Origin of the sequence: Paenibacillus sp. FSL R7-0026 (assembly GCF_038004485.1) — a bacterium.
Classification (GTDB): domain Bacteria; phylum Bacillota; class Bacilli; order Paenibacillales; family Paenibacillaceae; genus Paenibacillus; species Paenibacillus xylanexedens_A.
Map to the genome: position 1 here is coordinate 2361223 of NZ_JBBORG010000001.1, position 24304 is coordinate 2385526.

The following is a 24304-nucleotide window of genomic DNA, read 5'->3' on the forward strand; positions in this document are numbered from 1 at the left end:
AATAAATGTATTTTATTCTCTATTATAGTAACAAGTAATATTGGAGTTGAAATGAGTCCGAGGTCGTTGTTTTTGTCGTGAAAAACCTAAAATATATCTTGATCCGACCCTAATGGTGTCAAAATAAGTCATTTTCTGTTCGATGTGCATGCATAATTTCCCTAAAGTTACAAACAATACATCCAACTTACACAGGGAAAGGTAGTGCTTGAGCATGTGCAACCGTTTTTCATTGGCAGCCGATCTGGACGAGGTCAGAGATCATTTCAAGATTCAGCGGGTGATGTATTATTATAAAAACCGATACAATATCAGCCCAACCCAGCATACGCCAATTATTTTGCATCAGGATGGTGAGCGTGTATTGGATGAATTTCGGTGGGGGTTCATTCCATTCTGGGGTCGTGATGCCGTTAACGCGAACCTCATGACGGTACATGAGAATCCTTCCTATTACAAACTGGTAGAAACCAAGCGCTGCGTCATTCCCTGCAATGGATTATATTACTGGCGGCAAGAGGGCAAAAAAAGTTATGCGGTTCGTGTGGTCATGCCGGATCGTGGTCTATTCGGCATTGCTGGGTTATACGAGGTGTGGAGAGATACACGGAAAGAGCCGCTTCGTACCTGCACGATGCTTATGACAGGCGCAAATATGGTTACACGTGAGTTTGGTAGCAAAATGCCAGCCATTCTCTCCGAAGAAGAGATCAACACCTGGCTTGACCCGGCTAATACACGGGTGACTCAGTTGTTACCGCTATTGAAATCGTATAACAGTACAGAGATGAATCTGTATCCAGTCACCCCAATGGTCGCTAACGATGAACACGATTGTTACGAATGCGTAGAAGAGATGGATCAGAAGCTGGCTTACGTTCGGAGTTTCTGAGTATCTTTTGGATGATGTGAAGAAAATGAAGAGGGCTGAGAGTCTGGAGACACTCTGCTCTTTTTTTCCTTTCAGAAAATGAAAAGTTGCAATTGCAGTGAAACGTAACTATAATCATTACAGTAAGCGAACGCATATATTCATATATCTATTAAAAGAGATATTTATAATCAGGAGGGAACCACGAATGAATCCAAAGTTTAACCAGATGTTTGAACAAGTTTCACTACCGACTGGCATTACACTGAAAAACCGTATCGTGCTCGCTCCCATGACTCATATGTCCTCGAATACTGATGGTACGATATCCGAAGCTGAACTTGCTTATTATGCACGTCGCACCGGTGGTGCTGGCATGTCAATTACGGCTGTAGGGCATGTAACAGAGACGGGCATTGGTTTCCCGGCTCAATTTGGTGTTTATGATGACCGCTTCATTCCTGGTCTGAAAAAACTGGCTGAGACCATTAAACAACAGGGCTCCGTAGCCGTATTGCAAATTTTCCATGCGGGCCGTCTGACGCCTGAACAAGCTGTACCTGCGGGTCAAGTAGTAGCTCCTAGTGCAGTTGCAAGTGAGCGTCCAGGATCACCTGAACCCAGAGAGTTGACGGATGCCGAGATTACTTCGATTATCAAAGACTTTAGTGAAGCGACACGTCGTGCAATTGAAGCTGGCTTTGATGGTGTTGAGATTCACGGTGCTAATGGTTATCTGATCCAGCAATTCTTCTCCCCGCATTCCAACCGACGTGAAGATCGTTGGGGCGGAAGTGTAGAGAAACGTCTTTCTTTCCCACTTGCTGTTGTGGATGAGATTCAGAAAGTGGTTGCCGAACATACCAAACTGCCGTTCATCATTGGTTACCGTTTCTCCCCGGAAGAACCGGAAACACCGGGACTCACAATGGAAGATACGTATGCATTGGTGGATGCGCTGAAAGATAAAAACCTGGATTACCTGCACGTTTCCCTGAACGAATTCTGGTCCAAGCCAAGACGTGGCGAAGCAGATACGCGTTCAAGAATGGAATTCATCCTGGATCGTGTGAACGGTAAATTGCCTGTGATCGGCGTAGGTTCAATTCATACGGCAGATCAGGCCGCTGAGGCACTCCAAACGGGAGTACCATTGCTTGCCATTGGACGTGAGTTGATTATTGAACCGGATTGGGTTGAGAAAATCGAGAGCGGACGGGAAGAAGATATTGAGACGATTCTGACCAAATCGGATCAGGAACGTCTGGTTATCCCTGACGGATTGTGGAATGCAATCATCCACACTCCCGGCTGGTTCCCTATGGCAGAAGATAAATAAGATACACTTCAGGACTGGATTAGAGGGGGCGAAAGCTCCCTCTTTTTGCACATGGTCCAAATTCTCCTTGTCATCGCTCTGTGGTATGATGGATGAACAGGATTAACTGGATAATCAACGGTTTGGAGTGAAGGAATATGCTCGTAGCTGAACGGTATGAGAAAATAGTGGAATGGGTGGATACGCAAGGCAGCATGCGTGTGACCGAACTTAGTGAGCGCTGCGGGGTGACAGAAGAGACGATTCGTCGTGATCTGGACAAGCTCGAACAGGCGGGCAGGCTCAGACGGTCCCATGGCGGGGCGGTCAGCGTAAAATACAAGGATGAGTTACAGTCGGAGATTCCGTATCCGGAACGGGCTGTAGCCCATGCAGAAGAGAAGCGCAGAATTGCAAGCGAAGCGGTGAAAATGGTGGAATCCGGCGACCGGATCGCCCTGGATGCAAGTTCAACGGCGTGGTATATGGCGGCAGGATTGCCAAACATTCCCCTGACGGTATTAACCAACTCGATTAAGGTCGCCGCTGAGCTGAGTAACAAGGAGCAGATTCGTGTGATTGCCACAGGTGGGCAATTGGCTTCGAAGTCACTGTCTTTTGTAGGACCGCTGGCCGAACGTTCGCTTGATGCCTATCATGTGGATAAAGTATTTCTCTCTTGCAAAGGAGTACACCTGACCAAAGGCATCAGTGAATCCAATGAATTACAGGCCTTGGTGAAGCAGAAAATGATCCATATTGCGGATGAGGTCATTTTACTTGCAGATTCCAGTAAATTTAACATACAGGCGTTTACCAGAGTTGCTGAGATGAGCAGTGTGGGCAAAGTGATTACAGATCAGGGTGTAGATGAAGATCACGTTAGCGCATTGATTGAGCAGAATATTACGTGTATACGTGTGTAAACAAGAAAGGAATGAATGTCATGAAACATCCTTTTCATCTGAAAGCGATATGGAATGGTGGGCGTAACAGTGAGGGAACTATCGATGCAGGTGGATTAAAAACGGTCATATCGATTCCGCAGGAGATGGGCGGACCTGGTACGGGAACTAACCCGGACGAGATGCTGCTGGGTGCAGCCTCCACCTGTTACCTGATCACGTTGGCAGCGATGCTGGAGCGTTCGGATATTACGCCGGATGAATTGACGCTTGAATCGGAAGCAACGGTAGATGTTACGAATAACGTATTTACGTACGAACGGATCGTACATAGACCCCGGATTGTACTCAGCCAAGATGCTTCAGAAGCGGATCTGACCAAGGCTGAGCGCTTGGCGCATAAGGCTGAATCTTCCTGTATGATCTCCCGAGCGGTGGCAGGTAATGTCAAGATGGAGACACAACCGGTCATTGTTACTACAGGAGCTAACGCGGTGTGATATACTGAAGAATAGACGATTCAAGTTGTCATTTGTGTAAAATAAGGAGTAATTCGGTATGAACACACAGAAGCGCAAGACTAACCGCTGGGTACGTTTAACACGTGCTATGAAGCTGAATTTTCTCAAATTGTTACGTGCTCCCGGAGGTGCCCATAAAGTATCTACCGGATTTGCTATAGGGTTCGGACTGGAACTGATCGTGATCTCGACCGCTTCCCTGATTTATCTCGTATTTTATCCGATTGTGCGACTGTCTGGGGGTTCGGTGCCAGCAGCGATTGTTGGCAATGTGATCGGGAAACTTACGTTTTTACCTATTATTCTGATGCCACTTGCCAAACAAATTGGCTCATGGATTTTGCCTGCTCACAGCATGGGACAGGGACCGGTACATGAGAGTGCATTCATGGAGCTGTTTCGCGGGAACTGGTCGGCCGTGAGTGAATTGTTGCTTGGTGGACTGGATATTCTGGCAGGCATGTCCGTGTTTGGTGTCATTCTGGGTGTGATTTCGTACTTTGTCGTGAAATTCTTCTACGTCAGAGCGCTCAACCGGCGTTATGAACGCCGGTTGGAGAAACGCCGACAAGCGGATATCGCTTCGGTATCACCTCCGGTATTAATCAGGAAGCCATCACAATCATAATGGGCAGCATCAACATGGATGCAGCGGTGGTCCACAGAATACAGCGGGATACAAACTGCGGAGAAGCATTGAACTGTTCAGCCAAAATAACGGCGTTCACTGCGGTCGGCATCGATGCGAGGATCAGCAGCACACTGAACAACGTACCTTCGACCTGAAGAGCGGTCAGAATCAGCCAGGACAGGATCGGCGCAGCTGCGAGACGGACTACAAGTCCGGTCCAGAAAGCTCGGCGTACATTGGGCAACCAAGGCACCGTTGCACCTTTTGGTCTGAGCATCTGTGCTCCCAGAATAGCGAGAACGACAGGAGAGTAGCCCGCAGCCAGCATGGAGATCCCTCCATCCAGTGCTTCAGGCAGGCTCAGATTGGACGCACGCAGCACAATGGCGATGCCAGCAGCATAAATGGATGGCATGCGGAAAACGGAAAGGATCGCATCTTTCACCGTGAATTCGGATCTCGCGGCAAAAAAGATACCTACCGTATTAACAATGATCATCTGTCCAATGACGTAGACGGAAGCCTTGTCCAGTCCAAGCTGACCAAAGGCAAGCAGTACAAGCGGGAGCCCGTAATTCACGCAGTTTGTAAACGTGGAGACGAGGGTAAGACCCGCTTTTTCGCTTGCACCCAGACGGAAAATCCGGCTTAACAGCTCGGCGAGTGCCCACAGAGCAATCAGATTAATAATAGAAAACCAGAACGTGCTGGTGACATCCGTCCAGGTAATCTCTGCATGCAGCAATGTATTGAAGATGAGCGCAGGGCTCAAAATATAAAGGGAAAAGGTCGAGAGCGACCGGGTATCCCAATTCTTGAAGCGTTTTAACAGAATACCTCCGATCACGGGAAGTGATATCGGCAAGAACACATGGTATAACGTGAGTAAAAATGAGTGAAGCAATGCAATTCAGTCCCTTCTGGTTGAAAAACCTATCTTATCATAGCAGAAGATGCATCTCATATGAATGGATTTCAGTATGATGATGTGTAGTAATCGCCTTGCTTAACTAAGGATTTTCCTGATGGGCAGCGACAGCGGATTGCTATTTTGATATGGCAGATTTATTATAGAAGAGGTGCAACAAGATTACATACACATAGAGGAGGAAACTGTAATGAGTGAATCAAAACGCTTGCTCGTACTTGCCGGCTCTTACGCCGAAGCGGAAAATGAGGGCATTTATGCATATGAATTGAATGAGGATACAGGCAGCTTGTCCAAGCTTGACGGCATCGCTGGTGTGAAAAACCCAACGTTTGTCAACGTGGATGCTGAAGGTAACAAACTGTATGCGATTGGTGAAACAGCGTCAGCTGAAGGCAACAAAATGTCTGAAGCTGTAGCTCTGAGCATTGATCCTTCTACAGGAAAATTAACGTTGCTGAACCGGAATGACTCCATTTCAGCTCCACCATGTCATATCCAGCGTGATCCTTCCGGCAAATACTTGATCCTGTCCAGCTACCACGGTGGCCTGGTAGGTCTGCAAGCCTTGACGGATAACGGTGAAGTTGGAGCGCTTCTGGACGAGAAGAAACATGAAGGACAAGGTGCGCATCCTGAACGTCAGGACAAGCCACATGTGCACTCCGCATTCTTCAGCCCGGATGGTAAATACATGATGGTACAGGATCTGGGCGCAGATAACATCGCGATCTATTCCATTGATGCAGACAAAAATGAACTTGTGCTGCACAGTGAAACCAAAACACATCCGGGAGCTGGCCCACGTCACTTGGCGTTCCACCCGAATGGTCAGTTCGCATATGTCATCAATGAAGTGGATTCTTCCATTACTTCGTTCAAATATGATGCAGCAGCGGGTACGTTGACTGAATTGTCTACAGTATCCACACTGCCTGATGGATATGATGGCAAAGAGAATACAACAGCCGAAATCACTGTTTCCAATGATGGACGTTATGTATATGGTTCTAACCGTGGACATGACAGCATCGTTGTATTTGCAGTAGATGCAGACAAAGGTCACCTGTCACTGGTTGAACATGTATCTGCAGAAGGTGAGCACCCGCGTCACTTTGCTCTGACACCTAACGGCAAATTGCTGATCGCAGCTAACCGTGATACGAACAACCTCGTGACATTCACGGTAGACCAGGAGAGCGGACGTCTGAAATACACAGGTCACAGCACAGGTGTATCCAAGCCGGTATGCGTGAAACCTGTATATCTGTAAAATGATAAATTTCTAAACCAGCTTTGGCTGGATTGAAAATGAAACGATAAAGATAAAGACCTTGCCATGTGGCGGGGTCTTTTATATTGAATACATAATTGGATGATTAGGCTGCTGTTCTGCTGTAAGCGTGTGGATTGGGATAGAGGATTAATTCTATATTTGATTCACCTAACAACGAAAAATTATCAATAGTATCGCCCAAGTAACTACCCCACTTCAAAGTGCGTACTTCCTGAATGGATAGTCAGGGTCTACAATGAGTGAGTAGCCAAAACAAACACTGCATGCATCTGAACAGACAAATTGGTGCAGGCTAAATATCGGATTATTATTTTTACAGGAACGAATCATACTTGAACAACAAAGGAGAAATAAATGATGAAATTGCAATTGGCACTCGACTTGGTAAACATCCCTGAAGGTATCGCACTGGTTAAAGAGGTTGAACAATATATTGATATCGTTGAGATTGGTACTCCAATCGTTATTAATGAAGGTTTGCACGCGGTAAAAGCGATGAAAGAAGCATTCCCTAATCTGCAAGTTCTTGCAGACCTTAAAATCATGGACGCTGGTGGTTATGAAATCATGAAAGCAGCTGAAGCTGGTGCGGATCTGATCACTGTACTTGGGGCAACCAATGACAGCACGATCAAAGGTGCAGTAGCAGAAGCGAAGAAACAAAACAAACAAGTTCTTGTGGACATGATCAACGTGCCTAACCTTGAACAACGTGCTCGTGAAATTGATGCGCTTGGCGTAGATTACATCTGTGTACACACAGGTTATGATTTGCAAGCTGAAGGACAAAGCCCGTTCGAAGATCTGCAAACGATCAAAGCAGCTGTGAAAAACGCTAAAACGGCTGTCGCTGGTGGAATCAAGCTGGAAACATTACCAGAAGTAATCAAAGCACAACCGGATCTGGTTATTGTAGGCGGCGGTATCACAGGACAAGCAGACAAAGCGGCAGTTGCAGCTGAAATGCAACGTCTCGTTAAACAAGGGTAAGCAGATGAGCAAAACACAGTACGCAGCTGACATCTTGAAGGAGCTGGAACGTACGTTAAGCCAGATCGACGATGCAGAGATGCAAGCGATGGCTGAGCACATTCTGGCTGCGGAACAGATTTTTGTAGCAGGAGCAGGCCGGTCAGGACTTATGGGGAAGGCTTTTGCCATGAGACTGATGCAGATGGGGCTTCGTGTATATGTGGTGGGCGAGACCGTAACACCTGGAATCAGCTCGAAGGATTTCCTCTTGCTGTGCTCTGGCTCAGGAGAGACAGGCAGTCTGGTAGCCATGGCTCAAAAGGCTAGTCAAGCTGGTGCGCCTGTAGGTCTCATTACGATTAAGCCAGAGTCCACGATTGGGAAATTGGCAACTACGGTAGTGCGCCTTCCGGCTTCAGCCAAAGAGGACACAGCAACTTCCGGAGCGGCAGTAACCATTCAGCCGATGGGCTCGTTGTTCGAACAAGGACTGTTAATCGGCATGGATGCTCTCATCCTTACGATGATGGAAATGAAGGGTATGACCGGAGCGGATATGTTTGGCCGCCACGCGAACCTGGAATAGTGAATAGATGAAAGACCGGAATCCTTTGATTACGAAGGGTTCTGGTCTTTTCTGCGATACATAGTCATTCATGTGTATAGGTTTTATCCGTGATTTACAGTTAAACTTTGCATCCCGACCAGGCTGTAGTAGAATTAATAGATAGCTGTATCGAATGAATGTACTTATTACATCATGCATGGAGCGGAAAGCTTACCTCGTGTGAAGTGTCCCCGTGATATGTGTAATATACCCGATATAAGATTGAAGATGAGGGGGCTCGGAGCCATGGCGTCCGAAGTGAAGGAACGGATTAATCTGAAGGAAATCAACTGTGAGAAGGAATTGACCCTTGCGGTGATCGGTGGCAAATGGAAACTGATTATTTTGTGGCATTTGGGTCTGGAAGGTACCAAACGTTTCAGTGAGCTGAAACGCCTAATCCCTCATATTACACAGAAGATGCTGACTAACCAGCTTCGTGAGCTGGAGGAAGACAAACTGATTGAGCGCAAGGTGTACGCAGAAGTGCCTCCACGGGTGGAGTATACATTGACAGATCACGGTCAGAGCCTGATGCCCGTCCTGCATGCGATGTATAACTGGGGTAAAAATTACGGTGAAAATGTAATCTGGAAAGAAAGCTAAATAAGTAAGCTCTATAATGAACCGCCGGGTAAATGGATTCTTCCATTACCTGGCGGTTTTTTTATTTACTTTCAGACCATGGTCACATGAACAAAAGTTTATACGAAACGTAGAGGACAGAAATAGACTTAAGAAGCGGAGCTAAAAGCTTTCTGAAAGAAAGCTACATCGGAAGCATATACTGGCCTTTATCCTAGATACCCCTTTTATATAGATGGAACTAAACATTCACACGAGAACGTAGAGGACAGAAAGAACCTGAAGAAGCGGAAGCGTGCGCCTTTATCACCGGATTTTCACCTTTGAAAAAGGGAATCAAAAAATCTGGGGATAACAGCGATCGGAAGGTTGTTCTGTCATCGGAGTGGGAAGTGTGAATAATCTTTAGTCCAATCTATACTTCCCTGAACCATTTTAGTAGATGTCATGTATAGATGCGCGGAATATGATACGATGAGAGATATTGGAAAATGCAAGGAGGATGACAACTAAAGATGGAAAAAATACGTACACGTGCTGAGGTAAATCAGGAAACAACTTGGGATCTGAAAGACTTGTTTGTAACCGATGTAGAGTGGGAGCAGGAGCTTCGATCACTTCCTCAGGCTGCTGCCCAGATCGAAACGTTCAAAGGGCGTCTAGGCGAAGGCGCTGAACAATTGCTGGCTTGTCTGGATGCGCGTGAAGCTTTGCAAGAGCGGATCGGCAAGACGGCTTCTTATGCCCGTCTGAAGCAGTCAGAGGACAGCACCAATCCGGTTAATATTGAGAATTCAGCTAAAGCAGGAGATATCCTATCAAATCTGTCATCGTCCTTGTCTTTTGTCAATTCGGAGATCGTTGATCTGCCGGATGGAACTGTAGAGCGTTATATTCAAGAACTTCCGGGATTGGAGCCGTATGCCCGCAGTTTGGAGCGTTTGATTCGAGAAAAAGCACATCGGCTCACGCCTGAGACCGAGAAGGTACTTGCTTCACTTGGAGAGGTGCTGGATTCGCCATACCGTATCTATCTGCGCGGTAAACTGGCAGACATGACGTTTGACGATGCTCTTGATGGAGAGGACAATAATCGTCCACTGTCCTGGTCATTCTATGAAAATAATTATGAGATGTCGTCTGATACCAAGCTGCGCCGTTCTGCTTATGCTGCATTCAGCTCGACATTAAATGATTACAAAAATACGTTCGCAGAAGGTTATGCAACCGAAGTGAAAAAACAGGTTGTTTTATCCAGGTTGCGTGGTTACGACGATGTTACAGATATGCTTCTCAGCCCACAGCAAGTGAGCAAAGAGATGTACAATAATATTCTGGATATTATCCAGCAGGAACTCGCACCTCATATGCGCAGACTGGCGGCTCTCAAGAAACGTGAGCTGGGTCTGGACAAACTGATGTTTTGTGATCTGAAGGCGCCGCTTGATCCTGAATTTAGCCCTGCCATTACATATGATGAGGCGTGCATACTCATTCGAGAAGCACTTGATGTGCTTGGGCCGGAGTATGGCGAGATCGTAGAGCGCGCATTCAGTGATCGTTGGGTGGATTACGCAGATAATGCAGGCAAATCCACAGGGGCATTTTGCTCCTCTATATATGGTTCACACTCCTATATCTTAATTTCATGGGCAAACAATATGCGCGGAGCATTTACGCTTGCCCATGAAGTGGGGCATGCGGGCCACTTCATGCTTGCGGGACGTTACCAACGGCTCACGAACACACGGCCATCTCTTTATTTCATTGAGGCACCATCGACGATGAATGAAATGCTGCTGGCAGATCATCTATTGAAGCGTTCCGATAATCCGAGAATGCGTCGCTGGGTCATTTTGCAACTGTTGAACACGTATTACCATAACTTCGTTACACATCTGCTGGAAGGTGAATTGCAGCGCAGGGTCTATGCACGCGCAACCAATGATGAGCCCATTACGGCGAAGACGTTAAGTCAGCTCAAAGGAGACATCCTTTCCGAATTCTGGGGACCTGATCTGGTAATTGATGAAGGGGCCAAGCTGACGTGGATGAGACAGCCTCATTATTATATGGGACTATATCCGTATACCTATGCGGCAGGTTTGACGGCTTCTACAGCGGCTGCACAGCAGATTCGGGAAGAAGGACAGCCTGCGGTAGATCGCTGGCTTGAAGCACTCAAAGCGGGTGGAAGTCTCACGCCGCAGGAGTTAATGAAGCTCGCGGGTGTGGATATGTCCGGACCTGAGCCGATTCGTTCTGCAGTTGCTTATGTCGGCAGTCTGGTCGACGAACTTGAACGTCTGTATTCCTGATCTGGTTCATATAGTATACGGACAAGGCAGAACGGGTTGTCTGCATGCACCGCCTTCCTTGCGTGGGGGGCGGTGCATCTTATTTTTGCAAGGGGAAAGGAACGATGAAGAATGGCGTTAACGAGCGTGTCCTCATCGCTGGGCCGATTAAGCGTAGACGGCTTTGGTGTGTTTGACGACATGAATGGGGTACCAGGTTTTGAAGGCAATCAGGGTGGTTTTTTTTCGGGATTTAATGAGTTTGCTACAATGAATGCATTTGCTTCGATTTTCATTGGCGCCATATTTCTCATCATTGCGGGAGTCATTGTTTTTGTTATTTTTTCAGGCATACGCTCAGGGATGTCAAATAACGCAGCAGCCTTGTTAACCCTGCACTCAACGGTGGTGGCCAAACGAACGGAAGTCTCAGGTGGCAGCGGCGATAGCAGTGCGACTACCCGGTATTATGTTACATTTGAATTCGACAATGGGGAGCGCACTGAACTGATCGTTGGCGGAAACCATTATGGCATGATGGTGGAAAATGATCGAGGGATGCTGACGTATCAGGGGACACGATTCAAGCATTTTGAGAGAGATGTACAGCCCCAGTCGGGGGTAAGCAAAGGTCAATTTTATACGTAAAAAAGAAATGCGGCTCCTCCCAGGTGGGAGAGAGTCGTTTTTGGTATACCCAAAAGAAAGAAAAACCGCAGGGTATTCAAACGCTTACAATGGTGATATACTCGTAAAATAAAGTTAAACAGTATTAAACAAAAACAAACAAACAACAAATACAGAATAAAGTACAGGGTTACGGACTGAATCAAGTGATACCGTTTGGAAAATAGGATTGGTTCGAAAGGTTGGTGAAGCGCGGTGAGTGTGCTGGCTTATGATTTGGGCGCTGGGAGCGGGAGAGCGTTACTGGGACATCTGAATGATCGAGGGATCGAAACAAGCGAAATTCACCGGTTCAAGAATGAACCGGTGAAGGTTGGCGAGCGGATGCACTGGGATATTCTGCGATTGCATCATGAATTGTTGCAAGGGCTTACGCTTGTGAAACAGCAGGGAGAAACTCCAGAGAGCCTGGGGATCGATTCCTGGGGCGTTGATTTTGGTCTGCTTGGCAGTAAGGGTGAGTTGCTTGGTAACCCGTATCATTACCGTGATACACAGTTTAACGGCATGATGGATCAGGTACGCCAAGAACTGAGCTCCCAGCGAATCTTCGAACGTACAGGGATTCAGTTTCTTAGCTTTAATACCTTGTATCAATTGGCGACGCTTCAACGCAGCGGTTCCCCGTTACTTCATGAAGCAGAGCGTTTTCTCATGATTCCGGATTTGCTACGTTATTTCCTGACAGGGGAAGCGGTGAATGAGTTCACCAATGCAACCACAACACAATTATACAATCCATCAGCGGGGCAGTGGGATAGTGAGTTGCTGGCGCATATTCGTATTTCGGAGAAACTGTTTGGTGAAGCCGTGCTGCCAGGTACCCGTGTTGGACAATTGCGAAGCAGTATCTGTAACGATCTGGGATTGTCCCCGATCCCCGTGATCGCTGTTGCGGAGCATGATACGGGTTCAGCCGTTGTGGCTGTTCCTGCAACGGAGCGTTCATTTGCTTATCTGAGCTGTGGAACCTGGTCCCTGATGGGTACGGAGATAGATCATCCTGCGATAAGTAGCCAGAGTCTGGCTTTGAACTTCACGAACGAAGGCGGGGCGGGCGGAACCTTCCGTCTGCTGAAGAACATTATGGGCTTATGGATTTTGCAGGAAAGTATGCGGGAGTGGGATCGTCAGGGGCAGGGAATTAGCTACGATGCGTTGTTGGCGCAGGCGGAACAGGCAGCTCCATTTGCCAGTTTGTTTGATCCGGATGATGAACTGTTCATGCCAGCAGGAGATATGACGACCCGTATACGCCAGTATTGTCGTGATACAGGGCAAGTGGTGCCAGAGGATCAGGGCGCTATTGCCCGGGCAATTCTGGAGAGTCTGGCATTGAAGTATAGAAGAGTTCTGGAATGGACGGAGCAATTGTCGGGTCAGACGTTCAACGGATTGCATATGGTCGGTGGAGGCATCCAGAACCGCCTGTTATGTCAGTGGACTGCAAATTCCATTGGCAAACCGGTATGGGCGGGACCGGCAGAGGGAAGTGCCATCGGGAATATGGCTGTGCAATGGATGGCGAGCGGAGATTTTAAAGATATCTGGGAGGCCCGTAAGGCCATTCGAGATTCATTTCCGGTAACTGCGTATGAGCCGCAGGACAGGTCAATCTGGGAAGATGCTTACGGCAGATTTCTGCGTGTGATGGCTTCATCTAATTCACAAGCGGGGAGTGAGGTGTAACATGCTGGCAGCCGAGCGGTATGACCGAATTGTGGAGATGGTGAACGTAAAGGGCAGTATGCGTGTATCCGAGCTTAGTGAGCGCTGCCGGGTGACGGAGGAAACCATCCGGCGTGACCTGGATCGCCTGGAACAGGCAGGACGACTACGCCGATCTCACGGTGGTGCAGTGAGTGTAAAGGAAGATCAACCGGAGATCCCTTACCGGATCAGGGAGACAACCCATGCGGAAGAAAAAAAGCGGATTGCACAAGCGGCTCTGGCGATGATTAATCCGGGTGATCGCATTCTGTTGGATGCGAGCACAACGGCAGGTTATATGGCAGCGAATATGCCGGATTTCCCGCTGACGGTCTTAACCAACTCGATTCAAATTGCCACTGAACTCAGCAGCCGTGACAAGGTTGAGGTCATCTCAACAGGGGGCCAGCTGGCATCGCGCTCGTTGTCTTTTGTTGGGCCGCTCGCGGAGCGTTCTCTGGAAACGTATCACGTGGATAAAATGTTCATGTCGTGCAAAGGTGTACATCTCGAAGGTGGCGGAATCAGTGAGTCCAATGAACTTCAAGCAAGGCTGAAGCAGAAGATGGTTGGCATATCTGATCAGGTCATTTTACTTGCAGATGCCAGTAAATTTGGTGTACGTGCTTTCGCCAGAGTATCCGGGTTAAATGCAGTCCATACGATCGTTACCGATCAGCCATTGGAGGCTGAACAGACAGACCGTTTGAGCGGATACGATATTGGTATCATCACGGTTTAAGCTTTGAATTTTTTAATATAAATTGAACTAAACATTTACACGAAACGGAGTGTTTAGTGCAAATATTCTTTAGTCAATTCATCTACTAATCAGTTAATAGGAGCGTGTAATTATGAAGGTCTCCTTATTCATTACCTGCCTCAGCGATGCCATCTATCCCCAAGTGGGGGAGGCCATGGTCAGATTGCTCGCCGCTCATGGCGTTCGGCTGGATTTTCCGCCGGTGCAGACCTGCTGCGGTCAGCCTTCCTACAATAGCGGGTACTGGGATGAGACTCGGGTAGCGGCCAAGACAATTCTTGAAGCATTTGACGACAGTGATTTTGTGGTATGTCCTTCGGGATCGTGTACGTATATGATTCATCATTATCCCGAGCTGTTCGCGGATGAACCAGTATGGTTGGAGAAGGCAAAACGATTGGAAGCCAAGGCTTATGAGTTTACTCAATTCCTCGTACAAGTACTTGGGATAACCGATCTGGGCGCACATTTTCCGCACAAAGTAACCTATCATCCATCCTGCCACGGCAGCCGTCTGCTTGGTGTGAAGGATGAACCGATGGCGCTGCTCTCTCAAGTAAAAGGTCTGGAATTGGTTCCGCTTCCTTTCGCGGAGGATTGCTGCGGGTTCGGGGGTACGTTTGCCATTAAAATGTCCGATATTTCAGGAGCGATGGTGACGGAGAAGGTCGATCATGTCAAAGAGACACAAGCTGAAGTGCTGGTGGGGCTGGACATGGCCTGTTTGATGAATATCGCAGGTAATCTGCGTTATCGGAATGAACCGGTGCGTGTAATGCATCTGGCGGAACTACTGTATGAGGGGGTGCGAACAGGATGAGCCAACCGGGAGCCATGGATACTACGGTCAAAGAACGTGCCGGACTGGCCTTGAATGATGATTTTCTGCGAAAAGCAGTCAAATTCACGACAGAACGTTTGCGTAACGGGAAGAAATCTGCCTCAGAAGAACATGGAAACTGGGATGAATGGCGGGAGCGTGGCCGTCAGATTCGTCTGCATACGATTGCGTATCTGGATTATTACCTGAATGAATTTGTGAATAACGCCCGTGCGAACGGGGTTCATATTCATTTTGCAGATACATCGGTGGAAGCAGCGGCGATTGCGCTGGATATTGCGGCGCACAAGCAGGCTTCTACGGTAGTGAAGTCCAAATCGATGGTGTCGGAGGAAGTGCACCTGAATCATGTGCTGGAGTCGGCGGGCATTGAAGCTATCGAGACTGACCTGGGTGAATATATCATTCAGCTGGCAGGCGAAGCGCCTTCTCATATTGTCATTCCAGCTATCCATAAGAACCGCTATCAGATCGCAGAGTTGTTATCGAAGGAAGCCGGCGAAATTTTGGAACCGGATACAACGGTACTTGCCGGATTTGTACGCAAAAAGCTGCGTGAGAAATTCCTGGAAGCGGATATCGGCATGACCGGCTGCAATTTTGCGATTGCAGAGACAGGTTCCATGGTTTTGTTCGAAAATGAGGGTAATGCCCGTATGGTATCCACTGTTCCAAAAACGCAGATTACACTGATGGGCATGGAGCGGATCATCCCGTCGTGGACGGATCTGGAGGTCATGGCAACTTTATTGCCGCGTTCTGCAACAGGTCAGAAACTGACGATGTACATGTCAGGCATCACAGGTCCTCGCCGTACAGCGGATGCGGATGGGCCGGATGAAATGCACATTATTATCGTGGACAACGGTCGATCCTTACAGCTCGGTGATCCTGAATTCCAGGAGTTGCTGAATTGTATTCGCTGTGGTGCTTGTCTGAATGCTTGCCCGGTATATCGCCATATTGGAGGTCATGCCTACGGTGGAACATACAGTGGTCCGATTGGCGCAGTACTGACTCCTGCACTCAATGGCAACATTGATGAATGGAACGATATTGCGGGTGCTTCGAGTCTGTGCGGAGCCTGTTATGAAGCATGTCCAGTTAAAATTCCATTGCATGATATGCTCGTTTATCTACGCAGGCGTAAAGTGGAAGACGGCCTTGGAAACAAAATGGAAAGCATGGGCATGAAGGGATTTGCCGCTGTTGTATCCAATTCCAAACGTTTCAGTGCGGCCATACGTCTCGGACAGATCGGGCAGAAGGCAGTTGTACGCAACAACGGCATTTCTCTCAAGCTGGGTCCTCTCAAAGGCTGGAACAATTATCGGGTTGCCCCAAGTCTCGCCAAGAAATCTTTCCGGCAGCAATGGAACAAGCTGGATCAGGAACTGAACCAGGAGCAATCGGCTATGGATTCTTCCGTTCGCAGCCGTATGGAGCAGATTATTCGTGAACGAGAGGAAGGGGAGGGTACTAAGCATGGTCACTGAACATCAGCAATGGCTTGCACAATTGGAGAAGAAGTCCATTGATAAACAGGAGCAGTTCATGAATGACATTGCTTCGAAATTGAGGAGACCAAGGCAACGCCATGCGCCGACCCAACCTTTTCGAGGAGCACCCGACTTTTGGACTGAGGTGGAATGGGATGAAGAGAAGCGTATTCAAGCATTTACAGATAACTTTGTGAGTGTAGGCGCCCACATTGCCCGGGTTCAGAACATGGAAGAAGTGTCTCAATTCATTGCCAACAAATCGCATGAGCTGAGTGCGAAATATATCATTCGTCAGAATGAACAGGCGTTAAATGATCTCGGATTGGAAGGGCAGTTACCGGATGTGCAGATCTCAGTCTGGAATAGTCAAGCGGATGAGAACTGGAGGGCACGTGCAGCTGAGGCTGATATCGGTGTGGTCATGGCGGATTATGCAACAGCATACACAGGTTCGGTCACTGTACTTTCTTCACCGGAAAAAGGTCGGTCAGTGAGTCTGTTGCCTACGGTACTCATCATCATTATTCCAGTGGATCGACTGTACACCAGACTGGGTGAGACGCTGAATCGATTTGACGAAGCGGGAAGAGAGAATCTTCCGGCAGGCATCCACTTTATTTCCGGGCCAAGCCGCTCTTCCGATATTGAAAATGATTTAACCATTGGCGTACATGGACCAGGCATTGTATATGGTTTGATTATGGGTTAACGGTGTGTTGATCGTGATAGCGCATCATGATTTTGATAACTGTCCTAGATGCAGTATTTGACTGCAGAGGGCAGTTTTTTATTTATTTACTATAGTTAAAAGCTATTAAAATTATATTAATTATATATTTCACCTATTAATAATGGAGGTGTATAATCCATTTCAAGAGAAAATTCATATGAGATACAAAAGAGAAAGAGGAGGAGAAGCACAGATGAGTATATTTTCTTACCAAGTTCCGTTTATGGATGGACACGAGAGTGATTTTTCTGCTTTTAAAGCGAAAGTTCTGCTTATTGTGAATACAGCAAGTCGGTGTAGCTACTCCCGCCAGTTCAGTGAACTTCAGCAGATGTATGAGAAGTATGGTGAACAGGGGCTGGAGATTCTGGCTTTTCCTTGCAACCAGTTTAACGAGAAAGAACCTGGCAGTAGCGTTGAGATTGCCGAGTATTGCAGGAGTCAGTTTCAGATATCCTTTCCGATCCTCGAGAAGGTTGAGGTCGTTGGGCAATCGATGCATCCGTTGTTCCGTTATCTGATTGAAGAAGCGCCATTTCAAGGTTATGATCTGGACACGAACGAAGGAGAGTGGATGGACACCTTTGTGAAGGAGAAGCATCCAGAATTGTATCAAGGAGACGGGATCAAATGGAATTTCACCAAATTCCTGATTGATCGTAATGGGGACGTCCATGGCCGTTATGAAACGACAGTAGCTCCATTAGAGATGGAGTCGGTTATTCAGAATCTGTTGAAGAAATCATAGGTATATCGTAATCCCTGTCCTGAGGTCCTATGACTTTGGGACTGTTGAAGATTAGAACTGGAAATGTTAGGGTAAAAGAAGATAACGAGGTCCTCCATTTTTTTTAATCAAAACTGACCAATATACCATTTCGGTCAGTTAGTTCTTTGATGGTTTTATCGTTATCTGGATGAAATATGAAAATGTGCAAAAAATAACTTGAATCTGTTGATCTGAAGAGTAAGTGTAATCGCGTCTGTAAATCAAGTCATTATTTTTAGTTGTATAACTCTTAACTTGGAAAGAAGGAGTGAGCGTCATGCCACCAATTTCAGTGCCTCAACCGAAAACATTTGGCCCACTGGGCAATTTGCCGCAATTGAACTTTGAAGAACCGGTGCAATCCCTGGTGAAACTGGCTGAAGAATATGGACCGATCTTTCGTATGGAGTACCCTGGGCGAAGTGAATTGTATATTTCCGGTCACGAGCTGGTCGCTGAGGTAACGGATGAATCCAAATTCGACAAACGGGTGTGGGCACCCCTTGCGAAGGTTCGTGCTTTTGCAGGAGATGGACTGTTTACGAGTTGGACCGAAGAACCGAATTGGAAAAAAGCCCATAACGTGTTGCTGCCAAGTTTCAGTCAACGTGCGATGCAGGGATATCACAACAAAATGATTGATCTGGCTGTGCAGCTGGTTCAGAAATGGTCACGGTTGAACCCGGATGAGACGGTTAACGTTCCGGATGATATGACACGTCTTACGCTTGACACAATTGGCTTGTGTGGGTTCAACTATCGGTTTAACAGCTTCTACCGGGAGGAACCACATCCATTCATTACGAGCATGGTTCGGGCGTTGGATGAATCCATGAGTTCATTGCAGCGACTGCGTCTGCAAGACAAGTTGATGATCACCAAAAAGAAACAGTTTGAACAGGATATCCGTTCCATGTTCTCGTTGGTAGATCACATTATTGCCGAGCGTAAAGAGAAACCGCAGGAAGGGGCAGACGATCTGTTGTCCCACATGCTCAGCGGCAAGGACCCGGAAACGGGAGAAACACTGGATGATGAGAACATCCGTTATCAGATTATTACATTCCTGATTGCTGGACATGAGACCACAAGTGGACTGTTATCCTTCGCCGTTTATTATCTGATGAAGAATCCGGATACGCTGGCTAAGGCCCAAGCAGAAGTGGATCAGATTCTGAAAGATCCGGTTCCCACGTACAACCAGGTTCGCAATCTGAAGTACGTTCGTATGGTTTTGAATGAAGCATTGCGGTTATGGCCGACGGCCCCGGCATTTTCTCTGTATGCAAAAGAGGACACCGTACTTGCGGGTCAATATCCTTTGCAAAAAGGAGACAGCGTCAGTGTACTTATTCCCAAGTTGCATCGCGACCGCGAAGCCTGGGGAGACGATGTAGAGGAATTCCGCCCGGAACGGTTCGAAGATCCGAGCAAAGTGCCGCATGATGCCTATAAACCTTTTGGTAACGGTCAACGGGCCTGCATTGGTCAGCAGTTTGCACTTCAGGAAGCAACGCTGGTACTGGGCATGGTGTTGAAGCATTTTGACTTCATAGATCATTCTGATTATCAGTTAAAAGTGAAAGAAACGCTGACGCTTAAACCGGATAACTTCACAATTCGTGTACGTGCGCGTGGCGGGCAACCAGTCATGGCCGTTCCGGGTGTAGCGGTCGAAGAACCAAAGCCGGTTGCCAAAAGAACAGAGCCGGATGCAGCAAATGCCCACCACACACCGATGCTTGTTCTGTACGGTTCCAATCTGGGCACCGCTGAAGGCATTGCACGTGAAATTGCGGATACCGCCAGATATCAGGGTTTTCGGAGTGAGGTCGCTGCGCTGGATGATCGTGTTGGCAAACTGCCAAAGGAGGGTGCCGTCATTATTGTCAGTGCATCCTATAACGGTCAGCCGCCAAGTAATGCCAAGATGTTTGTCGAGTGGATTGAACACGCGGATGCCAATGAATTCAAAGGTGTGCGTTTCGCCGTTCTTGGATGTGGTGACCACAACTGGGCCAGCACCTATCAGCGTATTCCGCGTTTAATAGATGAACAATTGTCTTCTAGGGGAGCAGAGCGCTTATCGCCGCTGGGTGAGTCCGATGCCAGTGGAGATTTCGAGAAACAGGTGGGGGATTGGACGGAGCAATTATGGCCGGATCTCGCACGAACGATGGGATTGAAGCTAAACACAAGCTCCAATAGCGAACGCAGCTCCCTATCTGTACAGTTTGTCAGCGGGCTCGCTGTAACACCGCTTGCGGATACGTATGATGCTCATGTGGCAGAAGTACTTGAGAACAGGGAGCTTCACGACGCGGGCAGTGAACGCAGCACACGTCACCTGGAGATCAAATTGCCTGAAGGCATAACCTACAAGGAAGGGGATCACCTGGGCATTCTGCCGCAGAACCCACCGGAGCTGGTGGAACGTGTATTGCGTCGTTATGGCTTCACCGGAACGGAGCATCTCGTTCTGGATGTATCCGGTCGCAGTGCCGCGCATCTGCCGCTGCATCAACCGGTGAACCTGTATGATCTGCTCAGTCATAGCGTTGAGCTTCAGGAGGCGGCAACTCGTGCCCAGTTGAGAGAAATGGCAGCATACACAGTATGTCCACCGCATAAGAAAGAACTTGAAGCTCTGCTTGATGAATCTGTGTATATGGATGAAGTGCGGAACAAACGGATCTCCATGCTGGATTATCTGGTGAAATATGAGGCATGTGAACTGCCGTTTGAGCGTTTCCTTGAATTATTGCCTTCATTAAAAGCCAGATATTATTCTATCTCCAGTTCACCGCGTGTTCAGCCCGATCAAGCGAGTATTACGGTTAGTGTTGTGCGTGCCCCTGCATGGAGTGGGCAGGGAGAATACAAAGGTATTGCGTCCAACTATCTGGCTAACCTGAAGTCGGGTGACGAGATCGTCATGTTCACGCGGACACCGGAATCCGGGTTCCAACTGCCGGAGGATGCACAGGTTCCCGTTATCATGGTAGGGCCGGGTACCGGTGTTGCTCCATTCCGAGGTTTCTTGCAAGCAAGGCATGTATTGAAGGAACAAGGTCAAGAGGTTGGCGAAGCCCACCTGTACTTTGGATGCCGGAATCCCGAGCATGATTATCTGTACAAAAATGAATTGGAAGCAGCCCAGCAAGAAGGGCTTGTGAAGCTTCATACTGCCTTCTCCCGTGTAGACGGGGAGGAGAAATGTTATGTACAGCATCTGATGAGAGACGATGCCCGTCACCTGATTCCTTTGTTTGAAGAGGGTGCGCATCTGTATATCTGCGGTGATGGCAGCAAGATGGCACCTGATGTGGAAGCTACACTCCAGCAGGCATACGCTGATATTCATGGCAAGTCCGCGAAGGAAGCAGAAGATTGGCTTAATAAGCTTCAGCAGGAAGGTCGTTATGCCAAGGATGTATGGACAGGCATCTGATATACACATGTGAAGGGTCAGCTTGATCCGTAACTGGCTGAGCGGTGAGATACAGAAGCAGTTCTGTTCTCACCGCTTTTTGACATAAAATGATTCTTCAGCAGATAAGTGGTTGCATGGGTTATAATTATATATTGGAAGGGAGCACCCGTATGCAGACATTCGGGAACCATTATATGGCTTGCGAAAAGAACCAGCTTTACTTCCGCCTACAAGGCCGTTTCAGGTTTTTTCTTCCGGTGGTTGGCCGATAGATTGACTCGACGCTGGAGAGAGGAAATAATATACGGGAAGGGACTCTGCCTTTTCCCTGGAGTTCAAGATAATCCAGTCCCACGCCCACAAGTCTGATATTGTTAAATGCATTCCTGGAAGGGAAAGTCGTGCGGATTCCCACTCTGACGCCTCGCCGTGTTCGAGGAATATCAAATACCCGAATGGAATTCAGACTGAGTGGAATGAATAACTGCCGGTTTACTTTGATAAACTGCTTTGGATAGACACGACGAATACGTCCCGGTTCCAACCCGGAGAGTGGAGTATTCAGTTCTGCAAGGTGCCCCTGGAGTTCTGCCAGGCGCTGCTGAAGTGTTTTTCCAGTATGGAGATGCTGCCAGCTCATAAGTATTCCTCCGTTCGCCATTTGTACCTAGTATATGAAGGAACGGGGTAGGAAGGTGTACGTTTGATAGCCCATGTTCGTTACGGCTAACGGGGTTTCTTTTATAATAGAGGAGTGATTCACATGATCGTAGAGATGTATAAAGACCTCATTAAGGATGAGCGTGGCAATTATTATATGGCAGTGCAGATCGAGGGCAATGAGCTTACGCTCGTTAATGCTTTCGTCGAAGCGGCATTCACGCCTGAACTGATCTACAATGAAGAGTTTCGTACCAAGCATAAGGAGATGGAAGGCGGGTTTGTAGGCAAAATTGCGATGGACCTGCTAAGGCATGATGTGGTCATGGGGATGAAGCAAATCGACCGCAAACTGTTGAACTTGTCGGATGTGGAACAGCAGTTCACGGTAAATTATATTGATACGATTGAATTTTATCGTCACCCGGCGTGGAACCGGAAGGTGTAAGGTGAAAGTCATCTCCTCTGTAACCAGAGAGAGAATGATTTCCGAAGTGGTCGTCAATTTCTATCTTGTGTCCTTATGAATAAGAAATAAAGAAATGTAAACACGCATAAGTGAAAAGCGCAAGTGCAGGGGCAGTGAGCCTCCGCAACTTGCGCTTTTTGCATACAAACAATTAACGATACGTAGGATAGATGATGCCAATATCGCGCTCGGTTCTGAAACTTCCATCAGTGTAACGCTGCATTTCATTTCCTTTGATCCGAATCGGGATGTGCTCTCCTTGATAGAAAAGTTCTCCCTCGACGGTGCGAACGGTCATTCCGATGACTGCCTCCAGATGTCCACTATGATCCGTCACCAGTCGGATCCCTGACGGGCCGTCCAGATGAACCTTGCCTTCCAGATATACCGTCATGCGATCTGGCGTGTTGACCAATTCATATTCTACTCCTTTGACTTTTCGGCTATAAGCCGTGTTGCCAGATACGATCTCGCCATGATCCATATCGATGGGGAGCAGTCCGGTAAACCAGAGCTGATTCGATCCAACAGGCATAATTCCGCATAGTCGCTCCACATAATCAAGGAGACAGAGGATGGAGGGTGAGTAAGTCTCGGTAAAACCTTGTTCTCCGGTCCACGGGCTTAGTACCTGACCAAATCGCTTATCTTTGGATAGAGCGGACAAGATTGGCTGCATTACCCAGGTCAACTCCACATATCGATGATGATACTCAAATGCGTGTGGTGCCCGGATCAGACTCAGGAAATTGGAAGCCCCTCCCCAGCTGTTATAGGAGGAAAAGGGATCAAATCTGGGATCATCCATTGAAATCGATGTAAAGGGATATTTAGCGAAAAACTTGCTTGTATTCAACAGGTAGCGACGCAGCAGGTTATCGAATAATTCACGATCGCCGACTTCGCAGGCCATCACGCGTAGCAGCACATCGGATTGGACTCTGACGAATTCGTCATTGCGATCCCGATCATAGAAGAACATATCCTGTTCGTTGTAACAATAACGGAAGAGACTTTCCAGGCTGGACTGGGCTTTTGCTTTCCAATCCGTTCCTGATTCCCCCAGCTCCTCAGCCATGCGGGACAGATACAAGCGCTGACAATAGATATTGGCAGTCAGATCTGGTGCCAGAAAAGGCAGAATCGGAGAATCCGGGTGATAGGCAGAAGCATCATTCATGTAAGGTGTATCCGGAACATGCCAGAAACGGGGGGATAAGTCATGTCCGGTATCAAACGTACTGAAGGCTTCTACACAGCCGGTTCTTCGGGTATTACGGTTGCGTGCAATCCACTCATCGTAACGAACCATAGCCTTATACATCGTATTCAGGAAAGGCGAGTGCTTACCATGATTGTCATGAAGCTGATAGTGGTTCCATACACTGCGTGCCAGCGGAGTTACCAACTGGATTTGCCGGAAAGAGGGTCCGTTTGCCGTGAGTTTATACGGAAGCAATCCATCATCTCTTTGCTGCTTGGCAAATGCGAGGTACGTTGTTTCGGATACGGAAGGCAGCAGGCGAGACAGCAGCTCCGCATTGATGGTACCTGTACTCTCTAACCAACATCCCAGATAGATGCCACCTTCTTGTAAAATAGGATCGTTGTCTCCCATGGGCAGGATACAAGCAAGCAATTTCTCCACAGCTGCAACATACGTAGCTTCCAGTTGTCCGCCCGATGCCGCAAACCGGATACCCGAGGCATGCCATTCCTGTAATAACTGCTGATCTTCCGGTTTAACTGGCTGAACTTGATCCATAATCGAAATGTTGCGCAGCCGATTTAATATCTCTTCTGTCATA

The 24304-nt window shown here is 47.7% G+C and carries 22 protein-coding genes; 19 read left to right on the forward strand and 3 right to left on the reverse strand.

All coding sequences use genetic code 11. The features are described 5' to 3' along the window. Window positions 1-214: 214 nt before the first annotated feature. The 5 genes from MKY44_RS10965 (at window position 215) to MKY44_RS10985 (ending at window position 4243) form a co-directional block, all read left to right on the forward strand. On the forward strand, window positions 215-892 hold the full coding sequence (locus MKY44_RS10965) for an SOS response-associated peptidase (RefSeq protein ID WP_091016984.1): 678 nt from the start codon (window positions 215-217) through the stop codon (window positions 890-892). Between the two features lie 187 nt (window positions 893-1079). Next, window positions 1080-2210, forward strand: a complete 1131-nt coding sequence (locus MKY44_RS10970; RefSeq protein WP_341007058.1) for an NADH-dependent flavin oxidoreductase — start codon at window positions 1080-1082, stop codon at window positions 2208-2210. Between the two features lie 137 nt (window positions 2211-2347). Continuing rightward, the gene (locus MKY44_RS10975) at window positions 2348-3115 is read left to right on the forward strand and encodes a DeoR/GlpR family DNA-binding transcription regulator (RefSeq protein ID WP_341007059.1); all 768 of its coding nucleotides are present in this window, start codon (window positions 2348-2350) and stop codon (window positions 3113-3115) included. Window positions 3116-3135: 20 nt separating this feature from the next. Continuing rightward, window positions 3136-3594 carry an OsmC family protein gene (locus tag MKY44_RS10980; protein ID WP_341007060.1) on the forward strand — a complete coding sequence of 153 codons (459 nt, stop codon included), beginning with the start codon at window positions 3136-3138 and terminating at the stop codon, window positions 3592-3594. Between the two features lie 58 nt (window positions 3595-3652). After that, a complete protein-coding gene (locus MKY44_RS10985; protein ID WP_036670565.1) occupies window positions 3653-4243 on the forward strand; it encodes a DUF2062 domain-containing protein in 591 nt (196 codons plus the stop codon). Here MKY44_RS10985 and MKY44_RS10990 read toward each other — a convergent pair. Further along, window positions 4221-5150 carry an AEC family transporter gene (locus MKY44_RS10990; protein ID WP_341007061.1) on the reverse strand — a complete coding sequence of 310 codons (930 nt, stop codon included), beginning with the start codon at window positions 5148-5150 and terminating at the stop codon, window positions 4221-4223. The two genes, MKY44_RS10985 and MKY44_RS10990, sit on opposite strands and share 23 nt — an antisense overlap. Window positions 5151-5364: 214 nt before the next feature. On the opposite strand from MKY44_RS10990, the gene MKY44_RS10995 reads away from it, so the two are divergent. From MKY44_RS10995 to MKY44_RS11055, 13 genes are all read left to right on the forward strand, one after another. After that, entirely contained in the window at window positions 5365-6447 is a 1083-nt protein-coding gene (locus MKY44_RS10995) for a lactonase family protein (protein ID WP_341007062.1), read from the forward strand. Window positions 6448-6828: 381 nt separating this feature from the next. Further along, window positions 6829-7461, forward strand: coding sequence for a 3-hexulose-6-phosphate synthase (hxlA, locus tag MKY44_RS11000; protein WP_036670570.1), 633 nt, complete (start codon window positions 6829-6831; stop codon window positions 7459-7461). Window positions 7462-7465: 4 nt separating this feature from the next. Continuing rightward, window positions 7466-8029 carry a 6-phospho-3-hexuloisomerase gene (gene hxlB / locus MKY44_RS11005; RefSeq protein ID WP_047842632.1) on the forward strand — a complete coding sequence of 188 codons (564 nt, stop codon included), beginning with the start codon at window positions 7466-7468 and terminating at the stop codon, window positions 8027-8029. Window positions 8030-8296: 267 nt separating this feature from the next. After that, window positions 8297-8656 carry a winged helix-turn-helix transcriptional regulator gene (locus MKY44_RS11010; protein ID WP_036608849.1) on the forward strand — a complete coding sequence of 120 codons (360 nt, stop codon included), beginning with the start codon at window positions 8297-8299 and terminating at the stop codon, window positions 8654-8656. A gap of 494 nt (window positions 8657-9150) precedes the next feature. After that, the gene (pepF, locus tag MKY44_RS11015; RefSeq protein WP_341007063.1) at window positions 9151-10953 is read left to right on the forward strand and encodes an oligoendopeptidase F; all 1803 of its coding nucleotides are present in this window, start codon (window positions 9151-9153) and stop codon (window positions 10951-10953) included. Between the two features lie 111 nt (window positions 10954-11064). Further along, entirely contained in the window at window positions 11065-11580 is a 516-nt protein-coding gene (locus tag MKY44_RS11020) for a DUF2500 domain-containing protein (protein WP_341007064.1), read from the forward strand. A 234-nt stretch (window positions 11581-11814) separates the two neighbouring features. After that, window positions 11815-13308 carry a rhamnulokinase gene (locus MKY44_RS11025; protein WP_341007065.1) on the forward strand — a complete coding sequence of 498 codons (1494 nt, stop codon included), beginning with the start codon at window positions 11815-11817 and terminating at the stop codon, window positions 13306-13308. Between the two features lies 1 nt (window position 13309). After that, the gene (locus tag MKY44_RS11030; protein ID WP_091016970.1) at window positions 13310-14071 is read left to right on the forward strand and encodes a DeoR/GlpR family DNA-binding transcription regulator; all 762 of its coding nucleotides are present in this window, start codon (window positions 13310-13312) and stop codon (window positions 14069-14071) included. 112 nt (window positions 14072-14183) lie between these two features. Continuing rightward, window positions 14184-14912, forward strand: a complete 729-nt coding sequence (locus MKY44_RS11035) for a (Fe-S)-binding protein (protein WP_341007066.1) — start codon at window positions 14184-14186, stop codon at window positions 14910-14912. After that, window positions 14909-16429, forward strand: coding sequence for a LutB/LldF family L-lactate oxidation iron-sulfur protein (locus MKY44_RS11040; RefSeq protein ID WP_341007067.1), 1521 nt, complete (start codon window positions 14909-14911; stop codon window positions 16427-16429). The genes MKY44_RS11035 and MKY44_RS11040 overlap by 4 nt, the downstream gene beginning before the upstream one ends. Further along, entirely contained in the window at window positions 16419-17144 is a 726-nt protein-coding gene (locus MKY44_RS11045; RefSeq protein ID WP_341007068.1) for a LutC/YkgG family protein, read from the forward strand. The genes MKY44_RS11040 and MKY44_RS11045 overlap by 11 nt, the downstream gene beginning before the upstream one ends. A gap of 214 nt (window positions 17145-17358) precedes the next feature. Next, window positions 17359-17913, forward strand: coding sequence for a glutathione peroxidase (locus MKY44_RS11050; RefSeq protein WP_341007069.1), 555 nt, complete (start codon window positions 17359-17361; stop codon window positions 17911-17913). A gap of 298 nt (window positions 17914-18211) precedes the next feature. Beyond that, the gene (locus MKY44_RS11055) at window positions 18212-21385 is read left to right on the forward strand and encodes a bifunctional cytochrome P450/NADPH--P450 reductase (RefSeq protein ID WP_341007070.1); all 3174 of its coding nucleotides are present in this window, start codon (window positions 18212-18214) and stop codon (window positions 21383-21385) included. Between the two features lie 199 nt (window positions 21386-21584). On the opposite strand, the gene MKY44_RS11060 is transcribed toward MKY44_RS11055, so the two are convergent. Further along, complete coding sequence (locus MKY44_RS11060; protein ID WP_341007071.1) at window positions 21585-22007, reverse strand: hypothetical protein; 423 nt, start codon at window positions 22005-22007, stop codon at window positions 21585-21587. Window positions 22008-22130: 123 nt separating this feature from the next. Here MKY44_RS11060 and MKY44_RS11065 point away from each other — a divergent pair, with 123 nt between their 5' ends. After that, window positions 22131-22475: a hypothetical protein gene (locus MKY44_RS11065; protein WP_076318676.1), complete on the forward strand. Its 345-nt coding sequence runs from the start codon at window positions 22131-22133 to the stop codon at window positions 22473-22475. Between the two features lie 172 nt (window positions 22476-22647). Here MKY44_RS11065 and MKY44_RS11070 read toward each other — a convergent pair whose 3' ends face one another. Beyond that, the gene (locus tag MKY44_RS11070) at window positions 22648-24303 is read right to left on the reverse strand and encodes an MGH1-like glycoside hydrolase domain-containing protein (protein ID WP_341007072.1); all 1656 of its coding nucleotides are present in this window, start codon (window positions 24301-24303) and stop codon (window positions 22648-22650) included. Window position 24304: the final 1 nt, after the last annotated feature.

Bases quoted from the DNA above. Each gene is read 5' to 3' on its own strand.
- MKY44_RS11065 (WP_076318676.1), top strand. From the start codon at position 22,131: ATGATCGTAGAGATGTATAAAGACCTCATTAAGGATGAGCGTGGCAAT.
- MKY44_RS11055 (WP_341007070.1), top strand. From the start codon at position 18,212: ATGCCACCAATTTCAGTGCCTCAACCGAAAACATTTGGCCCACTGGGC.
- hxlB (WP_047842632.1), top strand. From the start codon at position 7,466: ATGAGCAAAACACAGTACGCAGCTGACATCTTGAAGGAGCTGGAACGT.
- MKY44_RS11050 (WP_341007069.1), top strand. From the start codon at position 17,359: ATGAGTATATTTTCTTACCAAGTTCCGTTTATGGATGGACACGAGAGT.
- MKY44_RS11060 (WP_341007071.1), bottom strand. From the start codon at position 22,007: ATGAGCTGGCAGCATCTCCATACTGGAAAAACACTTCAGCAGCGCCTG.
- MKY44_RS10995 (WP_341007062.1), top strand. From the start codon at position 5,365: ATGAGTGAATCAAAACGCTTGCTCGTACTTGCCGGCTCTTACGCCGAA.
- pepF (WP_341007063.1), top strand. From the start codon at position 9,151: ATGGAAAAAATACGTACACGTGCTGAGGTAAATCAGGAAACAACTTGG.
- MKY44_RS11020 (WP_341007064.1), top strand. From the start codon at position 11,065: ATGGCGTTAACGAGCGTGTCCTCATCGCTGGGCCGATTAAGCGTAGAC.
- MKY44_RS10970 (WP_341007058.1), top strand. From the start codon at position 1,080: ATGAATCCAAAGTTTAACCAGATGTTTGAACAAGTTTCACTACCGACT.
- MKY44_RS10975 (WP_341007059.1), top strand. From the start codon at position 2,348: ATGCTCGTAGCTGAACGGTATGAGAAAATAGTGGAATGGGTGGATACG.
- MKY44_RS10985 (WP_036670565.1), top strand. From the start codon at position 3,653: ATGAACACACAGAAGCGCAAGACTAACCGCTGGGTACGTTTAACACGT.
- MKY44_RS11070 (WP_341007072.1), bottom strand. From the start codon at position 24,303: ATGACAGAAGAGATATTAAATCGGCTGCGCAACATTTCGATTATGGAT.
- MKY44_RS11040 (WP_341007067.1), top strand. From the start codon at position 14,909: ATGAGCCAACCGGGAGCCATGGATACTACGGTCAAAGAACGTGCCGGA.
- MKY44_RS11035 (WP_341007066.1), top strand. From the start codon at position 14,184: ATGAAGGTCTCCTTATTCATTACCTGCCTCAGCGATGCCATCTATCCC.
- MKY44_RS11010 (WP_036608849.1), top strand. From the start codon at position 8,297: ATGGCGTCCGAAGTGAAGGAACGGATTAATCTGAAGGAAATCAACTGT.
- MKY44_RS10965 (WP_091016984.1), top strand. From the start codon at position 215: ATGTGCAACCGTTTTTCATTGGCAGCCGATCTGGACGAGGTCAGAGAT.
- MKY44_RS11045 (WP_341007068.1), top strand. From the start codon at position 16,419: ATGGTCACTGAACATCAGCAATGGCTTGCACAATTGGAGAAGAAGTCC.
- MKY44_RS11030 (WP_091016970.1), top strand. From the start codon at position 13,310: ATGCTGGCAGCCGAGCGGTATGACCGAATTGTGGAGATGGTGAACGTA.
- MKY44_RS10980 (WP_341007060.1), top strand. From the start codon at position 3,136: ATGAAACATCCTTTTCATCTGAAAGCGATATGGAATGGTGGGCGTAAC.
- hxlA (WP_036670570.1), top strand. From the start codon at position 6,829: ATGAAATTGCAATTGGCACTCGACTTGGTAAACATCCCTGAAGGTATC.